Raw genomic sequence first — 18,513 nt, 5'->3', positions numbered from 1 at the left:
AATTAATGTCAATTGCTTCTGGATAGTTATTTGTTCGCAAAGGATAAACTCTGGTCGCCTTCCCGAGCATCCTCGAGCACCTCCAGCAGCGCATCGACGATGATTTGCATATCCTTATCGCCCAGCAGATGATCGACCGGCAGCATGAGGCTGCGTTCGCCTATTTCGGCGGCGATCGGCAGGGGATGGAGATTGGGGTGGGCACTGTTCCGGACGGCCAGTTCCCGGGACATGTCCGGGCATGATCCTGTCCCGGCGGGTATGCCATGACGAGCGAGCCCGGCGATGACGGCAGGTCTAGCATCCGCAGCATCCAGCATGAGGTAGAATTTGTAGAAGGCGTGATCCACCCCCTGCGGCACCTGTGGCACATGGATCAGCGGATGATCGCCCAGTCCTTCGCGCAGGATGGCGGCATTGGCGCGCCGCCGCGCCAGCCAGGACGGCAGCTTGCGTAACTGCGCCCGCCCGATCGCGGCCTGCATTTCCGTCAGCCGCCAATTGGTGCCGAAACTTTCATGCAGGTAGCGGAAGGCGTTACCTGCCGAAGGCGCCGAGAGCATCGCGGGGTTCTTGCCATGGTCCTTATAAGCCCAGGCGCGTTCCCAATGCGCTTCGTCCTTCAGCAGCAACATGCCCCCTTCCCCGCCCGTCGACATGATCTTGTCGGTGCAGAAGGAGAAGGCGGCGGCGTGGCCGAAGGAGCCGACCTTCTTTCCATCGATGGCGGCGCCATGCGCCTGGGCACAGTCCTCCACCAGCCACAGGCCATGCCCGTTCGCGATCGCCGACAGCGCGTCCATGTCACAGGGCCAGCCAGCCAGATGGACGCACAATATGGCCCTCGTCCGTCCGTTGATCAGCGGAACGACGGCTGCGGGATCAATCGTGTGGCTGTTGGCGTCGATGTCGGCAAATACCGGCACCGCGCCGACCGCCGCCACGGCAGAGGCGCTGGCGAAGAAGCTGCGGGCGGGAACGATCACCTCATCGCCCGGCCCGACGCCCCGCGCACGAAACGCCAGCTCCAGTGCCAGCGTGCCGTTGGCGAGAGAGATCGCATGGGGCATGCCGCAATACAGCGCGAACTCGCGTTCGAAGGCGCGGCACTCGTCACCATGTACCAGCGAGTTGACGCGGCCGCTTTCCAGCACCCGGACCACGGCATCGATCTCGTCCGCTTCATATTGCGGCCAACGCCGGTCTGGCGGTGGGAAAGGCGGGTGCGTGACGGCCGCCGCGCTGATTTCGCGCGTCTGGACTACGGAATTCATATCGTCATCCCCCGGGCTATGGGCATCGGCCGCCGGAACCGATGGCACCCGGTCATTCGTTCGCAGCCTTGCCGACAAGGTCGATCTCCCGAGTCAATTCTCGCAGCGTTTTTGCCCAGTTCGATTGGGCGGGCGCGCGCAGCAATTCCTTCATCAGGTCGCGCACCCCATCCTCATCATGGGTATGGATGAGGTTTGCCAATTCGGTGAAGGCATTCACCAGCTTTTCGAGCGGGACCGGGCAGGGGCTTGCTTCGATCACGCCGGGGATCGTGGAGCGAAGCTGTTCCTCGGTGGTGTCGAACAATTCCTCGTAAAGCTTCTCGCCGGGACGAAGGCCAACGAACTTGATCGGCACGTCGATGTCCGGACGCAGGCCCGCCAGACGGATCATTCGCCGGGCGATGTCGACGATCTTGATCGGCTCACCCATGTCGAGGACGAAAATGGTGCCGCGATCAATGTTGGTTTCCATCGCGCGGGCGCTGCTTTGCAGGATGAGCTGCACCGCTTCGCCCACGGTCATGAAATAGCGCTTGATGTCCGGGTGCGTGATGGTGAGCGGCTTTCCGGCGGCCATTTGCTGTTGAAGCAGGGGCACGAGCGATCCGCTGGAACCCAGCACATTGCCGAACCGTACCGTCATGAAACGCGGGCTATCAGGGTCGCACTGGCCGATCAGGTCAAGCGCCTGGCAGTAGAGTTCGCCGAGGCGCTTGGTGGCGCCCATGACGCCCACCGGATTGACCGCCTTGTCCGTCGACACCTGGATCATCGCGAGCGAGCCATAAGCGCAGACGGCATCCGCGACGTTTCGCGTGCCAAGCACATTTGTATGGGCGCCCTCGCACGGATTGGCCTCGACAATGGGCACATGTTTGAGCGCGGCGGCATGGAAGACAACCTCCGGCTGATGACGCTGGAAGACGTCGTCGAGCGCCGCGCGGTCGCGGATCGAGCAGAGTTCGGGCCGGCAGATGAGATCCGGGAACTTGTCCCGCGCCTGCATCTCGATGGTGTAAAGATTGAACTCGCAATGATCGAGGAGAACGATCTCCGCGGGGCGGAAGGTGGCGATCTGCCGCACAAGTTCACCGCCGATCGTGCCGCCCGCGCCCGTCACCAATATCCGGCGGGCACGGATCAGCCGATCCACGATGCTGCGCTGGAGGGAGACTTCGGGTCGGCCGAGCAGGTCGGCCAGCTCGAACTGCTTGATTTCCAGGCGCGCCGTTCCGTCCTTCGCCTTTTGCAGGTCATTGGCGTGCGCAACTGTCAGGTCGCACTGATCGGCCAACTTCACCAGATGGGAGAAGGACCTGCGCGGCATCGTCCTGTCGCCGCGTATGACGAGGCTTTCGGGCTTCAGCCCCCGCGTCGCCAGCATCTCAACGATCTGCGGCAATTTGTCGGGCGAACCCAGCACAGGTACACCGGCGACCTGCAACCGCGTCTCGCGTCCGTCAAAGGTCAGCGCGCCGACGACATTGAACCGATTGGTCCGTTCGGCGCGGAGCATGTCCATCAGCGACCGTATCCAGTCCAGCTCACCCAGCAGCAATATGTTGTGACCACCGCCGGGAGGGACGATATGCGCCAGGGCAAATTCGCGCAGGCCCCGGCGCACCGTTCGCACGCCGATCATCGCCACCAGCAGCAATGCCGAATGCAGCAGCGCGAAGCCGACCGCCTCCAGCGGCACGGCCCGTATCTTTGCCGAGATGATCAGGCACATGCTCCATGCCGCCGTAGCTCCGCCCGCGACCCCCGTAGAAAGCGCGATGCAGTCGCCGAAGGAGAGGAAGCGCCAGCTTCGCCAGTAAAGGCCCGTCAGGCAGAGAGCGAACACCGCCACCAGGGTGAAGAAGATCATGAGGCTGGGACGGTCATAGAAGGCCGCCGAAACGCTGCCCGGTATGGCCATCACGACCAGAAGCAGGGTGGTCAGGATCAACGACGCGTCGATCAGCATCAGCGCTGCAAAGCGGGCCGGGCCGGGAAAGCCGGTCGGCCGCGTCAGCAGATCGTGCAGCAATATCGCCCATCCAGGCCCACCAGCGGAAACCTCCGCCCGCGGGTCTGCGAGATCGTCGAGAAGCGGGTCAGATCCAGCGGGCGGCGCGCTCGCATCCATAGCAAAACCCTTGCGGTTCAAGAGAAGGACCTCCGACGAACAAGCCCCGCATGCTGCCAAAGAGGGCCTGTCGCAGCATGCGGAGCGCGATCGTCCAGATCACGAGTAAAACGGTAACAACTTGGCCCCCGGCCGCAATGAACCAGACAGCTATCATCCCTTGTGGCAGGAATCGGTGCGGGCGTTGGCCGAACGAGCAGAATATCCGCAGGCCGTCGCCCCGAATGATTTGCGGGAGGAAGCTGGATTAAGTCTTTTGGCTAATTGACATGTGCGTCGGGCCGTCCTTGCCCCCGACATCGACTGACGGGCTAAATCCAAGCCGCTGCCAGAAGATCATTTCCACAATAGGTTACGCGCGAATCGCACATGCTGTTCAGCACATGTCATCAGGCCACCCAAAAGGACAGCGCTTCTTTGCTATTTGGGATGGTTCAGACAAATTCATGAATAGACAAGCGGTTAGCAAAATCGCGCCAACGCACGATCTTCACGTAAGTTAAATTTTTCCAAAATGTTACGCCTATTGTTCAACGCTGCATTTGTGATACTCTCCGATCCGATAAGACAGGGGTCGCCTTCAGCAAGTGCTTTTGCATTCAATCCATCACAGTCTTTCTGTGATGTTGAGGGAGGCGGACAATGACAATGGATTCAGATGTTGTGCTTGTGGGCGGAAGCTCCATCGTCAGAGAGGGTCTCCGGCGGCTTCTTTCGTCACAACAGCGTCAGATCCTCTATACCGGGGCCAGACTGGACGAGCCTTGCCCCGCCAACGTCGCCGATTCCGACTGCCTTTTGCTGCTGATCGAAGATCAGGACATGGAATGGAACGGCGCGGCGCTTGCCCGAGCGCGCGAATATTATCCAAGCGCGCGGATCGCGATACTCGCCAACAAATTCGATTTCGACGCAATGCTGGATGCTTTTCGATCGGGCGCCGAAGGTTATCTGATCAATGACCTGTCTTGCGAACGATTGGGAGGGTATCTCGACCTGATCGCGTTGGGGGAAAAGATCTTTCCTTCGCAACTGGCCCAGAAGTTGATCGATCAATCCGCCGTCTGCGAGGAAACGCCCAACGCGGTATCTATCGACTGCGCCAATCTGTCGGCACGGGAAATGGAGATATTGCGGCGCCTTATCGCAGGGCTGCCCAACAAAGTCATCTCCCGCGAGCTTTCGATCAGCGAAGCCACAGTCAAGGTTCATGTGAAAGCGGTCCTGCGCAAACTGCGGGTGTCCAATCGTACCCAGGCAGCCATATGGGCAGCAGGACAGGGACTGCATGGTCTGGCAGCTGACAGCGCTAGGCCCTCTCCGCCCAAGGCCAGCCCTGCCGCTTTCCCGCCGAAAGGCGCGACGCGCGAGACGGCTGGTTATTCGGCAAGCGTGTGAAAATCGCTGAAGAACAGAGGTAGCATTGAGCCGCGCTAACCATCCGTTTTCATTGCCCGACCCCCTACCCAATCGGGTATCGCCCCCTGCCCTTTTGAACGCCGGGCAGGCATTATGTGCAATGGACTAAGTCCGGCCAGATTTGCATCCTAGTTAAGGAACAAGGCAGAAAAATAGCCGGAGCGCCAGGCGTGCAAACCAGTCAGTATCAGGCAAGCCATTATCCATTGCCCGGCGGCCGTCGTGCCAGCCCCGCTCAGGAACGAACGCAATTCTGGACGGACGAACTCCACAGATGGGAATTCGTCCTGCTGCAAGGTGCAGTGTTTTTCGCGCCTTATAACGCGTTCCGCCATCCCAGCCTGTACATAACCATAAGCGACGTGATGTTCGCAGGCGCCTTCTTCCTGCGTGTGGCGACAGGGAGGGTGGCGTCGCCCTTTGCCAGTCTGACCTGGCTCTGGGTGCTGGGCCTGCTGATGCTTAGCGGCGGCCTTTTCATAGGCAGCGTTTTCAAGGGCGATGTGGTCAGGTGCCTGGTGTTGGTTACCCAATATTCCTTCGCCTATCTGCTCGTGCCGCTCGTCCTGCTGCGCCGGTCGGAAGAGGAAGTCGTCCGCCTCATCAAATGCGGAATCTGGGGCATGGTGGTCATGTGCGCGCTCGGCGCCATGGTCTACTCGGCCGGTTATTACAGCATCGACAGGGAACAGATGGCCCTCGTCACCGGCAACAAGCGGCTACAGGGCTTTGCCGGCAATCCCAATGGCATGGGCGTGCTGACGGTCATGGCGATGACGCTCGTCTGGCTGATGCTCCTGTCCAAACAGATGCGGCCGATGATTGCGCTGCCCTGCCTCGCCATTCTCATCACGGGCGTGATCCTGACCAGTTCCAATACCGGACTTTACAGCATGATCGCCGCCGCCCTGATTTTCTTCGGCGGCAGACGGAATTTCAAGACCCTGATCATCGTCGCGTCGCTGGGCGCGACTGTGCTCGCATTCGGGCAGAATTATCTTCCCGCGACATTCCAGACCAGGGTTCTTTCCGCCCTGAACTCAGGCGATCTTTCGACCGCGGGTACGTTCGAGTCCCGGCAGGAGTTGAACCGGGAAGCGTTGGAGATGGCCGACAAGAATCTCATCATCGGCCTTGGCGCGGATCAGTATCGGCAGGAAAGCCGCTATGGTCTTCCTGTCCATAACCTCTACCTGCTGCTGCTGAACGAGGGTGGCGGCCTGTCGCTGTTGGGCTATCTGGTGCTGATGACCGTTCCCATATTGGCGGGCATCGTCGGCTATCGAGCGCGATATGGAAAGCTCGTGCTGCTGACGATCGTCACGACGCTCGTAACCTTTGCCAACGCGGTGATGGGCATGCCGCACGTCTATGGGCGATGCTGGTTCCTGTTCGTTTTCCTCGCCGTCAGTCCTGCGCTGATCGGGCCGGGCGTGATCAGCCCTCGCTTCTTGCCTTCGCCCTCGCAACGCAGAGGCATGCGCGGCCATCTACCCCCGCTGGAAAGCTGAAGGCTCTGCCGGGTTTCAGTGACCGTTGCCCATACTCGCTCTCCTGGGTACCATTGACACATCTTCCGGATCATTCACCCTTCTTCCGTCTGGGGCCTTCGAGACGCCGGACAGAAGGGTTAAGTGGGCGTGTCGATTTGGGGAGAATATGCGGGCGCCAAGGCATCAGCGGAGATTGCGATCTCGCGGGGCAACTCTGCGCGCCTGGCTGTTAAGTCCATCGTTCGTCAGCGGCGTTCATGGCCCAAATGATCGGCGCCGCAATCTCGCGCATGAGATTGCATGAGGTTCGTTTCGGAAGAAAGGCGCTTCAGCCCTCTTCCCGCCGACAGCTTCTGATGAGCCCGCAACTTGGCACTCTGCTCTGGGGAGAGCGCCTGCCCTGGCGCGCGCAACGACAGGCCAGTCCGCGAAAGGCTGCACGAAGGGGTCGCGCAGCCTTCAGGCCGTCATGCCATATGGTCCGCGCGGTCGCGCCAGCGCGATGGGGCCATCCGCTCATACCAGCGGCGAGGGGTCGGCATCTCGCCACTGAAATATTCCGCTGAATCCATGTAGAACTGGACCGGATCGCCATAGCCGCGACGGGCGTGTTCCGCATAATCGACGCGATTGATGACAACACCGTCCACCGGCTTTTGGAGCACCTGCAACGCCGCGCGCACCTGTTCGATCGTGGTGCGACCCCACCGCACGACCAGCAACGTCTGATCGGCCGCGTCCATCAGCATGCGCGAATCCCGCGTGGCAAGCGTGGGGGGCGCATTGATGATCAGGAGATCATAATGTTCGCGCAGATGGTCCAACAGGTCGTTGACCTTCCCCAGCCGCATGATCGCGGCCGGATTGCGCGCAGGTTCCCGCGCGCTGAGGACGACGGGCTCATAGGTAGTGATTTCGGACGGCTGCTCTGCGTCTGGCCTTTGCGTCAGGGCGAGCGTTGGAAGCATATGGCGCGCATCGACCGCACCGCTGAGAAAATCGATGAGGTCCGGCTTCCCCCCGCATCATCGGTGGGACGCAGAACGTCACTGGGACGGCGCAGATCGAGGTCGATCACGATCGCGCGGCGGCCCATGGCGACGGCCGCAGCCAGCAGGGTGAGGGTGACGGTCGATTTGCCGTCTCCGGTGATGGGCGAGGTGATCAGAACGGTCTGCGCCCTTCCCGGCTGGGCCAGTTCGGCGACCTCGCTTCCCAGCCCACGGGCCACCTCGGCAAAGAGCGACTGGGGATCCTGAAGCACCGGGTTCGCCTTTGCCGACCTCAGGGCGTCGCCATCCAACTCGGGCAGCAGGGCAAAGGTGCGCAAGCCGAACTGATGATATATCTGCTCGGCATTCCAGAGGCGGTTGTCCGTCAGCTCGATGCCGAACACCACCAGCAGCCCCAGGATCAGCGATCCGACGAACGCGGCGAAGGTCGCGGACTTGGGCCGGGGCGAAATCGGGTCCTGCGGGACGGCGGCAGGCGACATCAGGCGCGAATGGATGCCCGATGCCGCGAGGCTGGCTTTCACCTGCTGCGCACGCGTGCTCATGGCGGTGAAAGCACTGCGCGCGGCTTCCGCATTGCGTTCGAGCGAGTTCAGCTCGACCGTCGCGGCGGTGTTCGCGAATGCCTTGCCAGTGATCGAACGCAGCGTTCCTTCCAACTGGCCTGCGCGCGATGCGGCAGAGGCCGCCTCGCTCCTTGCGATGCCCGCTTCACGGGCGGCCGCGTTCTGGGCCTGGGTCGTGGCAGCGGCGATGACCCTCGCCTGTTCCTGCTGCATGCTGCCGGTGGTTTCCGCGATCTGCGCTTCTACTCCACGCATCTTGGGATGTTCGGACCCATACATCATGGCGAGTTCGCTGCGCGTGCGGGTCAGATCGTCCAGTTGCCGCCTTTGCTGGTCGAGCAGCGGGGACGTCGCGCCCGCCGTCGTGATGTTGCTCACGGCGCTCGCGATGCCAGCTGCCCGCGCGCTTTGCGCGGCGCGCATGGCGGCGGCGGAGGCGGCTTCGGTGGCGATCCGGTTGATCTGTTGATAATCTTCCGACCCGCCGGCGCCGGTGAGCATCTGATGCTGGCGCCGGAAGTCGGCGACCGCCTTTTCGGCTTGATGCGCCTCGATCGCAAGCCGCGCCCGCTCGTCATCCAGCTGGCTGACGATCTTGCCCTGCCGGTCGTCGCGCATGACGGAGCGGTAGGCGGCAAGGCTGGCGGGATATTGATTGGCGATTTCCGACGCCAGGTCGGCCGACTCGGATCGCACGGTGATGTCGATGAAGTCGGAATCCTTGGAGCTTGAAATCGATGTGCTGGATATCAGCCTGCCCGCGAGGCGGGACAGGCGGCGGTTGTCGACGACGGCGTTAGCGGGAAGCGGCGCTTCGACGAAGCGCGGATCGGACGCGAGCTTCAAATCCTGCACCACGCGTTCGGCAAGGGAACGGGACCGGTAGATGCCCGCTTCGTTGGCGACGCGCTGCTGGTTGCGCGCGGCCATGTCGGGCGATCCGCTGTCGTCATTCAGTTCGACCTGCACCGTCGCCGTCGCCTGATAGATGGGCGTCGCGGTCAACTGAACCACCAGTACGATGAGGACCGCGAAGAATACAATGGCGCCGAGCAACAGTTCGTGCCGCCGGATGATCTTGATAACCTGGCGGGCCGACAGGCTGGAGGGCCGGGAGCCCCCCTCCATCGGCCGGTCAGACATTGCCTCGAGCAGGGGCGCGTTCAGCGTTCCCGATTGCGATAGCATGAATAGATCCTCCACAGCGGCATTCTGACCTCATTGGCCGCCGAACCTCCCGCTTTTGCCAGGTCCGATCAAACAATCTTCGGTCGCAGAGCGCAGGCATAATGATTAACCCCTTCGGGCATCGCGTGACGCAAGAGGCGCAGCCCTTCCCCCTTCCGCGCACCCGCGCGCGGCAGTCTTAAATCCCGGGAAGCGGTATCGCGGCTAACCACTTCCACCCGGTGCGATTTTTCTATAGATTACCAATGCGGTTATTTCCGGGGCGACTCAATTAAAGCCGGGTCGATGGCTGTGAGGCGCGCCTGCATTGATGGGAGAGAGCCTGTGCCGATTGCGGTCGCCATCGCCTTGCTGGTGTTTGGTTCGGTCGCATTTCACCTGTTCAGCCCATGGTGGCGAACGCCGATCGCTTCAAATTGGGGCTCCATTGATTCCGCGCTGGACGTAACGCTCTGGATTTGCGCGGCGGCCTTCATCATCCTCAACCTGTTCCTGGCCTGGGTGCTGGTCCGCTACCGACATCGCACCGGACACAAGGCGCATTATGAGCCGGAAAACGCCTCATTGGAGAAAAGGCTGACGCTCTGGACGGCGATCGGCATCGCGGGGATGCTGGCTCCCGGCCTCGCCGCATGGGGCCGCTATGTTTCCGTGCCGCAGGACGCCACTGTCATTGAGGCGGTGGGGCAGCAGTGGCAGTGGTCCTTCCGCTATCCCGGACCCGATGGCGTGCTGGGCGCAGCGGCGGTCAAATATGTGACGCCTGACAACGCGCTCGGCCTCGATCCCTTGGACCCGTTCGGACGCGATGATGTGCTCATAGAGGCGGGTGACCTGCATCTGCCGCTGGGCAAGCCGGTCAAGATGGTGCTGCGGTCCAAGGATGTGCTGCACGACTTCTATGTGCCGGAGTTCCGGGCAAAGATGGATCTCGTGCCCGGCATCGTCACCTATTTCTGGATGACCCCGACTAAGGTGGGCACGTTCGACATCCTCTGCGCCGAACTGTGCGGCACGGGCCACCATGAGATGCGCGGGCGCGTGGTGGTGGAGTCGCCCAAGGCTTTCGCCGCCTGGCAAGCGCAGCAGACGAGCTTTGGACAAATCCTGGCCGAAACGCCGCCCGCCGCCATGTCCATCCTGCTGATCAAGGCAAATGCCTGCAGCGTCCCCGCGTCCTGGAGCAAGAGTTGATGGCTACCACCCTGGCTGACGACCTGCGGCCACTGCATCATCCCCACAGTTGGGTCACCAGATATGTCTGGAGCCAGGATCATAAGGTCATTGCCATCCAATATAGCTTGACCGCCATCGCGATCGGACTGGTGGCACTGGTGCTGTCCGCGCTTATGCGGCTGCAACTCGGCTTTCCCGGCGCCTTCCCCGCGATCCAGCCCGACAATTACCTCCAGTTCGTGTCGATGCATGGCATGATCATGGTCGTCTATCTGCTGACGGCGCTGCTGCTCGGGGGCTTTGGCAATTACCTCATCCCGTTGATGATCGGCGCGCGGGACATGGTGTTCCCGTTCGTCAATATGCTGAGCTACTGGCTCTATTTGCTGTCGGTCATCGTGCTCGTATCGGGCTTTTTCGTTCCGGGCGGACCCACGGGCGCGGGCTGGACGCTCTATCCCCCGCAGGCGATCAGCGAGGGAACCCCCGGCCACCAATGGGGCATCGCCACCATGCTGGTGAGCCTCGCCATATTCGTGGCCGCCTTCACCATGGGCGGGCTCAACTATGTGACGACGGTGCTGCAGGCGCGCACGAAGGGCATGACGCTGATGCGGATGCCGCTATCGGTATGGGGCATCTTCACCGCGTCGATCATGGGCCTGCTCGCTTTCCCCGCGCTGTTCGTCGCCGCGATCATGATGCTGTTCGACCATTTCGCGGGCACCAGCTTCTTCATGCCGACGATGCAATCGATGGGCGCGATCACACCCACGGAGGGAGGAAGCCCCCTCCTCTTCCAGCATCTCTTCTGGTTCTTCGGCCATCCTGAAGTCTATATCGTCGCCCTGCCGGCCTTCGGCATCGTATCGGACCTGATCAGCGTCCACGCCCGGCGCAACATCTTCGGCTATCGCATGATGGTCTGGGCAATCGTCATAATCGGCGCCTTGAGCTTCGTCGTGTGGGCGCACCATATGTATGTGAGCGGCATGAATCCCTATTTCGGGTTCTTCTTCGCGACATCGACGCTGATCATCGCGATCCCCACCGCGATCAAGGTCTATAACTGGCTGCTGACCTTGTGGCGCGGTGACATTCATCTTCGTGTGCCGATGCTGTTCGCCATCGCCTTTATCTTCACCTTCATCCATGGCGGGCTGTCGGGATTGTTCCTGGGCAATGTCAGCGTCGACGTCCCGCTGTCCGATACCTTCTTCGTCGTCGCGCACTTCCACATGGTCATGGGCGTGTCGCCAGTGCTGGTGATCTTCGGCGCAATCTATCACTGGTATCCCAAGATCTTCGGCCGGATGTGGAACGAGACTTTGGGCAAGCTCCACTTCTGGATCACCTTCCTTGGCGTCTATGCGATTTTCTTGCCGATGCATTATCTGGGCATATTGGGCGTGCCGCGCCGATACTATGCTCTGGGCGAAACCGGGTTCATCCCGCCGTCGGTACATCTGGCCAATGAATGGATCAGCATTGCGGCACTGATCGTCTTTGCGGCGCAAGGACTTTTCTTCTTCAACATGATCTGGAGCCGTTTTTGGGGACCGCGCGCAGACCCGAACCCGTGGGGCGCGGCGAGCCTGGAGTGGCAAACGCCGCAGACGCCGCCCGAACATGGCAATTGGGGACCGGCCCTGCCCACCGTCTATCGCTGGCCCTATGATTATAGCGTGCCGGGCGCGCCTCGCGACTTCATCCCCCAGACGGAGCCGCGCTCATGACGATCCTCTCGCGCCTTGCGGAGAGAAGCTGGGAACCGGCGAGCGATCGTGACCCGGCGTCTCCATCCGCGAGCCGCCCGTCCGCCGGGAGCGTGGGGCTCCGCGTCTATTTCGCCGTTGCGCTGGTCATGTTCTCGCTACTGGGCGCGGCCTATTTCATGCGCATGGGGCTGCACGCCGCCATGGGGCATGCGGACGACTGGGTCGCCATGCCCGATCCGCCGCTGCTCTGGGTCAATAGCGGGATGTTGGTCGCGAGCAGCATAGCATGGGAGATCGCGCGCCGATCCAACGCAGCTGGACGGGCGGCGCGCGCTTCCCTCGCGGGCGCTGCGCTCGGCCTGGCGTTCCTCTTCGGTCAATGGCTGCTGTGGCGTCACTATCTTGCGCAAGGCTATTATCTGTCGTCCAATCCGGCCAACGCCTTTTTCTATCTGCTGACGGCGCTTCACGGTCTCCACATCGCCGGAGGCCTGGTAGCTGCTTCCTGGGTGCTGGCGGAGCGGGACCCCGGCCATATTCGCCTGTGCGCGGTCTACTGGCATTTCCTGCTCTTCATCTGGATTTTGATCGCCGCCCTGCTCGTATCGACATGAGGTCCATCACCATGGCTCACACGGTGCCCGACGGAAGAGACAAGGAGATTATCACTCCCGCTTTGCGGGAGATTGTCGCCGACTGGTCCGCCGATCAGGAAGTCTTCCGCCACACCCATTGGGGCAAGGCGATGATGTGGATATTCCTGCTCTCGGACACATTCATATTTTCCTGCTTCCTGACAGGTTACATGACAATGCGGGCGTCGGCGGTCGAGCCCTGGCCCAATACAGCGGAAGTCTTCGCGCTCAATATCGGCGGGCACGACATTCCGCTGGTCCTGATCGCGATCATGACATTCGCGCTTATCAGTTCCAGCGGCACCATGGCGATGGCGGTCAATTTCGGTTACCGGCGCGACCGGCGAAAGACAGCTATCCTCATGCTGGTGACGGCGCTGTTCGGCCTGACTTTCCTCTCGATGCAAGCGTTCGAATGGAGCAAACTGATCTTCGAGGAAGGCGTGCGCCCCTGGAGCAATCCGATGGGCGCGCCGCAATTTGGCGCAAGTTTCTTCATGATCACCGGCTTCCACGGCCTGCATGTGACCTGCGGCGTCATCCTGCTGCTGATCATCGCGTCCAAGGTGGCGCGCGGGCATTATGACAGGACGGGCGACTATAGCCCGGTAGAGATCGCGGGGCTCTACTGGCATTTCGTCGACCTCGTCTGGGTCTTTATCTTCGCCTTCTTCTACCTTTGGTGATGTCCATGAAGCATGAGATACCCGGCAGCGATAGCTCCATAGTCCATGAAGGGCAGCATCATCCGATCAGCCTCTACCTGAAGGTCTGGGGCTATCTTTTCGTCCTCAGCGCCATGTCCTACATGGTCGATTATATGCATGTGCAGGGGATCGTCCGCTGGACGCTGATCATCCTGTTCATGCTGCTGAAGGCCGGGCTGATCCTGTCCATTTTCATGCATCTCGCCTGGGAAAGGCTGTCGCTGATCTACGCGATCCTCGTGCCGCCGCTGCTGCTGCTGGTGCTGGTGCGGATCATGACGATCGAGGCGGATTATGCCTATTGGACGCGCGCGATCTTCATGGGTGGGGGAGGATGAAGCCATGAACCGGATGCGCTGGCTGGTGACGGGGCTGTGCGTCGTGGGGGCCACGGGTGCACTCTGGAGCTTCAACTGGTTTGCGGGGCGGCTTTATCCAGATGCCAACGCAGGCTCGCTCGCCTACAAGCCCGCCGACGACATGCCGCCGCGCGTGGACATGGCGTCGGTGCAGCGGGACTGGCCATCCAGCCTTGGCGACCCGGGCGAGGGCAACCGGCTGATCGCCTATCACCGGGATATGCGGGGCAAGTCGCCCGCGCCATCCTCTGCCGCCGCCGCTACCCCTGCGGCGGCGCCAGTCGACCTTGGCACATTGCTCGCCAGCGCGGATGCGAATGCTGGCAAGGCGAAGACGCAGCTTTGCGCCAGTTGCCACGACTTTGGCCAGGGAGGACCAAACCGCATCGGGCCTAATCTGTGGGACGTGGTAGGGCGGCCGGTCGCCAGCCATGCGGGCTTTGCCTATTCCCCTGCGATGAAAGCGCATGGGGGCAGTTGGACCTACGACCAGCTATTCACGTTCCTCGCCTCGCCGATGCGGGATGTGCCAGGAACGAAGATGAGCTTTGCAGGGCTTCGCCGTCCGGAAGATCGGGCGGCTGTCATCAAATATCTGGCGACGTTGGGAGGCGGAGCGCCACCCCTGCCGAAACCGGCCGCGCAAGCCGGTCAATGACCTGCCCGACACCCGCTCCCGAAAAGTGGAGCAGGTGTCGTCAGCGCAACCTCAGCGCACGACCGCGCGCGTGTACAGATGCCAGGTCGAATATCCCAGCAGCGGCAGCACGACGGCCAGTCCGACGAGCCCCGGCAATGCGCCCAGGATCAGCAGCCCGACCACGATCAGCCCCCAGGCCGCTACGGTCACGGGACTGGTCCGCGCGACCCGAACCGATGTCCTCAGCGCGTTGCCCCAACTGACCTTTTTGTCGATTATCATCGGGAAGGACACGACGCTGACCGCCAGCGTAATGATGGCGAAACACAGGCCCACAAGATTGCCGACGATGATCATCTGCCAGCCTTCGGCGGTTCCGAACACTGCGCTCACAAAGGCCCCGAAGGATGAAACGACTTCAGGCCCGAACCTGCCGACGGTCGAATTATAGATGAACCAGGCGGCGGCCAGCCACCCCAGGAACAGCAAGGCCGTAATGCTGGTGAGGTCGAACAGCGACGGTGCCGACGGCCCCCTGACCACGTCCAGGAAATGGCGCCAGCGGGAATCCAGTCCATGTTCCCGGCGTCGGGCGAGTTCATAAAAGCCGCTGGCCAAGGCAGGGCTGAACAGGACGGAGCCCGCCAGCAGGGGAAACAGCAGCGGCAGGATCGACACGCGGCTGGCGATCAGAATGGCGAACAGCACGACAACCGGATAGATCAGCCCAATGAACACCAGATCGCCGCGCTTGGCCTGAAAATCTTCCCAGCCCTGTCGCAGCGAGATACGCAGATCATCAAAGCCGATCTTGCGGATTTCATAATCGTCCCGATCGGAAGCCAGATCAGCTGGATGCGTAATCGCCATGGTCGCTCTCCCTTCGCGAAGTCACCATGACGGACGCTCAACCTTCAATCCTCAGTCGGGACCGGTGACGGGGGCAGCCTTTTGACCTGCGCAGCGCATCGTCTCGGCATGAGGGACGCCTCATGGCCAACAGCGGCAGATTACACCAAAGCGTAATGGAGCGGAACCAAAAAGCAGCCTATCCTTGCCCTGGGAGCCGTCCTGACGAGCCATCAGTGATCGCTTTTATCGATCATCATGACCAATCTTAATCGCTTCCTTAGCTAGCAGGCCGGGTTTAGCCTGCCCTCTGTATTTAAAAGGAGCCAAAATCATGGACGCGAAAACTGGTGGAAGCCCGCTGAGCTGCCCGATGAAGGAGCCAGCCGCGCTGCGGTCACTGCTCGGACGCACCAACCGCGACTGGTGGCCCAATCAATTGTCGCTCGAAATCCTTCATCAAGATGGCGCGCACGCCAATCCGATGGGCGAGTCCTTCGACTATGCGAAGGAATTCGCATCGCTCGACCTGGAAGCGGTCAAGAAAGACCTTCAAGCGCTGATGACCGACAGCCAGCCATGGTGGCCAGCGGACTATGGGCATTATGGCCCTTTCTTCATCCGCATGGCCTGGCACAGCGCGGGCACCTATCGCACGGGCGACGGGCGCGGCGGCGCATCTTCGGGCGGGCAGCGTTTCGCACCGCTCAACAGCTGGCCCGACAATGCCAATCTGGACAAGGCACGCCGCCTGCTGTGGCCGATCAAGCAGAAATATGGCCGCAAACTGTCCTGGGCGGACCTGATGATCCTGACCGGCAACGTCGCCATTGAGTCGATGGGCGGTCCCGTCTTCGGCTTCGGCGGCGGGCGCGAGGATGTGTGGGAACCGGAGAAGGATATCTACTGGGGCACGGAAGAACAGTGGGTCGGCAATCCCGACAACCAGACCCGCATCCAGCCCGACAAGGAAATGGCGCTGGAAAATCCCCTCGCGGCGATCCAGATGGGCCTCATCTACGTCAATCCAGAAGGACCGGGCGGCAACCCCGATCCGCTCCAATCCGCGCGCGACATCCGCGAAACCTTTGCGCGCATGGGCATGAATGACGAAGAGACGCTGGCGCTGACCGCTGGCGGCCACACCTTCGGCAAGGCGCATGGCGCGGGCGATGCGTCGAAGATCGGGGCAGAGCCCGAAGGCGCGGACATCGCGCAGCAGGGCCTTGGCTGGCAGAGTGGACATGAAAGCGGCGTTGGCGATCACACGATCACCAGCGGCATCGAGGGCGCATGGACGCCAACCCCGATCCAGTGGGACATGAGCTTCTTCCACATGCTGCTCGACTATGACTATGAGCTGGTGAAGAGCCCGGCGGGTGCGCATCAGTGGCAGCCCATCAACCAGAAGCCGGAGGATATGGCGCCGGGCGCGCACAGCCCCGACAGGCGGCTGCCGACGATGATGACCACAGCGGATATGGCGTTCAAGATGGACCCCGAATATCGCAAGATCGCCGATCGCTTCCGTAATGACCCGGACGCGTTCGCCGATGCCTTCGCACGCGCCTGGTTCAAGCTGTGCCATCGCGACATGGGTCCCAAGAGTCGCTACCTCGGAAGCGATGTTCCTGCCGAGGATCTGATCTGGCAGGACCCGATCCCGGCTGCGGACTATGCCCCGATCGAGCAGGCGGACATTGCAGCGCTGAAGCAGGAGATCGCGTCGTCCGGGCTGACCGTATCGGAACTGGTGCAGACGGCATGGGCGTCGGCATCCACTTTCCGGGGATCGGACAAGCGTGGCGGCGCCAATGGCGGACGCATCCGGCTCGCGCCGCAGAAGGATTGGGAGGTGAACCAGCCCGATCAACTGGCCCGCGTATTGGGCGTGATGGAAGGCATCAAGGCCAGGTTCGATGGCGCAGCTTCCGGCGGCAAGAAGGTCAGCATCGCCGACCTCATCGTTCTGGGCGGCTCTGTCGGCATCGAAAAGGCGGCGAAGGATGCGGGGCATGATGTGACCGTGCCCTTCACGCCGGGCCGCACCGACGCATCGCAGGAGCAGACCGATGTCGAAGGCTTCGCCGTGCTGGAACCGAAGGTGGACGGGTTCCGCAACTATCTGCCAGTCAGCTATCGCGTGCCGGTGGAAGAATTGCTGATCGACCGCGCCAACCTGTTGCGGCTCAGCGCGCCACAGATGACGGTGCTCGTCGGCGGATTGCGGGTGCTGGGCGTCAATCATGGCGGATCGCAGCACGGCGTCTTCACCGACCGGCCGGGACAGCTTACCAACGACTTCTTCGTCAACCTGCTCGACATGGGTACGGCGTGGAAGGCGGAAAGCGACAAGGGCGACGTGTTCGTCGGCAGCTGCCGCAGCTCTGGCGAACCGAAGTGGACCGGCACGCGGGTTGATCTGGTCTTTGGATCGAACTCACAGCTTCGCGCGCTGTCGGAAGTCTATGCGTCGGCCGATGCAGGGCGCAAGTTCGTCGATGACTTCGTCGCGGCATGGGTCAAGGTGATGGACGCCGACCGGTTCGACCTGAAACGATCGGCACTAACCGCCACCGCCTGAACACAAGGCCGCCGCAGCTTTCATGAGGAAGCTGCGGCGGCCAATTTCATTTAACCTCAATGAAGGTCCCGGCGGCCATAATCCGTGTCGCCAAAACGGCTGGGCCGCGTCATGTGGGACATGCCGTCAGGTTCGCCAGGTTCGTGCACCAGTTCTTCAAAGAGCGCGCGATAATGGATCATCGCCTGACGCAGATCCTCGGTATCGGCCTCCCCGCGTGCATGGCGTATGGCGATGTCATGGGCCGAGCGATAATTCTGCACGACTTCCGGGTGATAAACGGACAAGTCGGCTGAACGCCTGTCGAAATCGACGATGGGATAGCCGCGCGCCTCCATTACTTCGGTCAGCAGTACGTCAGCGCGTGACACCGCACCTTGAGGATCATCAACGAACTGGTTCTGGACCTTCATCCAGCCATCGGTGAACATGTCGGTTTGCTGCGGGGAAAGGCGGCGCAGCGAAAAGCTGGCCACGCGCTTTTCCCGTTCCTGCAATTCTGCTTCCGCCTTGCGGGAGCTGCCCGCCTCCTCGACGGTGCGGTCATATTCAGACCCGAATTTCGATCGCAGATTGGCATGCTGCCGGTTGCGCATGATCAGCACGGCTAATCCGGCCAGCAGGACAAGGACGACCAGCCCAAGGCCGATCTCCAGCGGAGTGAGCGTCACCATGACATCTCCTTGGCCTGTTTTTAAGGCCGTTTATGACGCCCGCCGCCGATGTTGTTAACCGGGGTGAAGGGGCTTTGTTCCCGC

General features: G+C 61.7%; 15 protein-coding genes. 9 read left to right on the top strand and 6 right to left on the bottom strand.

Going from position 1 to position 18,513, the window contains the following annotated elements; genetic code table 11:
• Nucleotides 1–26: 26 nt before the first annotated feature.
• A complete protein-coding gene (locus ACWNC0_RS08450; protein ID WP_449470911.1) occupies nt 27–1,274 on the bottom strand; it encodes a DegT/DnrJ/EryC1/StrS family aminotransferase in 1,248 nt (415 codons plus the stop codon).
• 52 nt (nt 1,275–1,326) lie between these two features.
• The gene (locus tag ACWNC0_RS08445; RefSeq protein WP_449470909.1) at nt 1,327–3,408 is read right to left on the bottom strand and encodes a polysaccharide biosynthesis protein; all 2,082 of its coding nucleotides are present in this window, start codon (nt 3,406–3,408) and stop codon (nt 1,327–1,329) included.
• A gap of 642 nt (nt 3,409–4,050) precedes the next feature.
• Here ACWNC0_RS08445 and ACWNC0_RS08440 point away from each other — a divergent pair.
• Nucleotides 4,051–4,806 (top strand): LuxR C-terminal-related transcriptional regulator, encoded by a 756-nt coding sequence (locus tag ACWNC0_RS08440; protein ID WP_449470908.1) that lies wholly within the window; start codon nt 4,051–4,053, stop codon nt 4,804–4,806.
• Nucleotides 4,807–4,997: 191 nt separating this feature from the next.
• Nucleotides 4,998–6,338 (top strand): O-antigen ligase family protein, encoded by a 1,341-nt coding sequence (locus tag ACWNC0_RS08435; protein WP_449470907.1) that lies wholly within the window; start codon nt 4,998–5,000, stop codon nt 6,336–6,338.
• 449 nt (nt 6,339–6,787) lie between these two features.
• On the opposite strand, the gene ACWNC0_RS08430 is transcribed toward ACWNC0_RS08435, so the two are convergent.
• Together ACWNC0_RS08430 and ACWNC0_RS08425 are read right to left on the bottom strand one after the other, a co-directional pair.
• Nucleotides 6,788–7,288 (bottom strand): hypothetical protein, encoded by a 501-nt coding sequence (locus tag ACWNC0_RS08430; RefSeq protein WP_449470906.1) that lies wholly within the window; start codon nt 7,286–7,288, stop codon nt 6,788–6,790.
• Complete coding sequence (locus ACWNC0_RS08425) at nt 7,267–9,087, bottom strand: GumC family protein (RefSeq protein WP_449470904.1); 1,821 nt, start codon at nt 9,085–9,087, stop codon at nt 7,267–7,269. Before ACWNC0_RS08425 ends, ACWNC0_RS08430 begins: the two co-directional genes overlap by 22 nt.
• Nucleotides 9,088–9,411: 324 nt before the next feature.
• On the opposite strand from ACWNC0_RS08425, the gene ACWNC0_RS08420 reads away from it, so the two are divergent.
• The 6 genes from ACWNC0_RS08420 to ACWNC0_RS08395 are packed head-to-tail and all read left to right on the top strand — an operon-like array spanning nt 9,412 to nt 14,340.
• Nucleotides 9,412–10,281 carry a cytochrome c oxidase subunit II gene (locus tag ACWNC0_RS08420; protein WP_449470903.1) on the top strand — a complete coding sequence of 290 codons (870 nt, stop codon included), beginning with the start codon at nt 9,412–9,414 and terminating at the stop codon, nt 10,279–10,281.
• Nucleotides 10,281–11,999, top strand: coding sequence for a cytochrome c oxidase subunit I (locus ACWNC0_RS08415; RefSeq protein WP_449470901.1), 1,719 nt, complete (start codon nt 10,281–10,283; stop codon nt 11,997–11,999). The genes ACWNC0_RS08420 and ACWNC0_RS08415 overlap by 1 nt, the downstream gene beginning before the upstream one ends.
• Complete coding sequence (locus tag ACWNC0_RS08410; RefSeq protein ID WP_449470900.1) at nt 11,996–12,595, top strand: cytochrome c oxidase subunit 3; 600 nt, start codon at nt 11,996–11,998, stop codon at nt 12,593–12,595. Before ACWNC0_RS08415 ends, ACWNC0_RS08410 begins: the two co-directional genes overlap by 4 nt.
• 11 nt (nt 12,596–12,606) lie before the next feature.
• Entirely contained in the window at nt 12,607–13,302 is a 696-nt protein-coding gene (locus ACWNC0_RS08405; protein ID WP_449470898.1) for a heme-copper oxidase subunit III family protein, read from the top strand.
• Between the two features lie 5 nt (nt 13,303–13,307).
• A complete protein-coding gene (locus tag ACWNC0_RS08400) occupies nt 13,308–13,661 on the top strand; it encodes a cytochrome C oxidase subunit IV family protein (RefSeq protein WP_449470896.1) in 354 nt (117 codons plus the stop codon).
• Nucleotides 13,662–13,665: 4 nt separating this feature from the next.
• Complete coding sequence (locus tag ACWNC0_RS08395) at nt 13,666–14,340, top strand: c-type cytochrome (protein WP_449470895.1); 675 nt, start codon at nt 13,666–13,668, stop codon at nt 14,338–14,340.
• Nucleotides 14,341–14,391: 51 nt separating this feature from the next.
• Here ACWNC0_RS08395 and ACWNC0_RS08390 read toward each other — a convergent pair whose 3' ends face one another.
• Nucleotides 14,392–15,192: a DUF2189 domain-containing protein gene (locus ACWNC0_RS08390; protein WP_449470893.1), complete on the bottom strand. Its 801-nt coding sequence runs from the start codon at nt 15,190–15,192 to the stop codon at nt 14,392–14,394.
• Nucleotides 15,193–15,505: 313 nt separating this feature from the next.
• Here ACWNC0_RS08390 and katG point away from each other — a divergent pair, with 313 nt between their 5' ends.
• Nucleotides 15,506–17,755 carry a catalase/peroxidase HPI gene (gene katG / locus ACWNC0_RS08385; protein WP_449470891.1) on the top strand — a complete coding sequence of 750 codons (2,250 nt, stop codon included), beginning with the start codon at nt 15,506–15,508 and terminating at the stop codon, nt 17,753–17,755.
• 56 nt (nt 17,756–17,811) lie between these two features.
• Here the strand turns inward: katG and ACWNC0_RS08380 are convergent, their stop codons facing one another.
• Complete coding sequence (locus tag ACWNC0_RS08380; RefSeq protein WP_196225163.1) at nt 17,812–18,429, bottom strand: hypothetical protein; 618 nt, start codon at nt 18,427–18,429, stop codon at nt 17,812–17,814.
• Nucleotides 18,430–18,513: the final 84 nt, after the last annotated feature.

Source organism: Sphingobium chungangianum (genome assembly GCF_977014255.1).
This window is presented reverse-complemented; position numbering and strand designations above follow the sequence as displayed.

Bases quoted from the DNA above. Each gene is read 5' to 3' on its own strand.
- ACWNC0_RS08405 (WP_449470898.1), top strand. From the start codon at position 12,607: ATGGCTCACACGGTGCCCGACGGAAGAGACAAGGAGATTATCACTCCC.
- ACWNC0_RS08410 (WP_449470900.1), top strand. From the start codon at position 11,996: ATGACGATCCTCTCGCGCCTTGCGGAGAGAAGCTGGGAACCGGCGAGC.
- ACWNC0_RS08445 (WP_449470909.1), bottom strand. From the start codon at position 3,408: ATGGATGCGAGCGCGCCGCCCGCTGGATCTGACCCGCTTCTCGACGAT.
- ACWNC0_RS08380 (WP_196225163.1), bottom strand. From the start codon at position 18,429: ATGGTGACGCTCACTCCGCTGGAGATCGGCCTTGGGCTGGTCGTCCTT.
- ACWNC0_RS08425 (WP_449470904.1), bottom strand. From the start codon at position 9,087: ATGCTATCGCAATCGGGAACGCTGAACGCGCCCCTGCTCGAGGCAATG.
- ACWNC0_RS08395 (WP_449470895.1), top strand. From the start codon at position 13,666: ATGAACCGGATGCGCTGGCTGGTGACGGGGCTGTGCGTCGTGGGGGCC.
- ACWNC0_RS08430 (WP_449470906.1), bottom strand. From the start codon at position 7,288: ATGCTTCCAACGCTCGCCCTGACGCAAAGGCCAGACGCAGAGCAGCCG.
- ACWNC0_RS08440 (WP_449470908.1), top strand. From the start codon at position 4,051: ATGACAATGGATTCAGATGTTGTGCTTGTGGGCGGAAGCTCCATCGTC.
- ACWNC0_RS08450 (WP_449470911.1), bottom strand. From the start codon at position 1,274: ATGAATTCCGTAGTCCAGACGCGCGAAATCAGCGCGGCGGCCGTCACG.
- ACWNC0_RS08415 (WP_449470901.1), top strand. From the start codon at position 10,281: ATGGCTACCACCCTGGCTGACGACCTGCGGCCACTGCATCATCCCCAC.
- katG (WP_449470891.1), top strand. From the start codon at position 15,506: ATGGACGCGAAAACTGGTGGAAGCCCGCTGAGCTGCCCGATGAAGGAG.
- ACWNC0_RS08400 (WP_449470896.1), top strand. From the start codon at position 13,308: ATGAAGCATGAGATACCCGGCAGCGATAGCTCCATAGTCCATGAAGGG.
- ACWNC0_RS08390 (WP_449470893.1), bottom strand. From the start codon at position 15,192: ATGGCGATTACGCATCCAGCTGATCTGGCTTCCGATCGGGACGATTAT.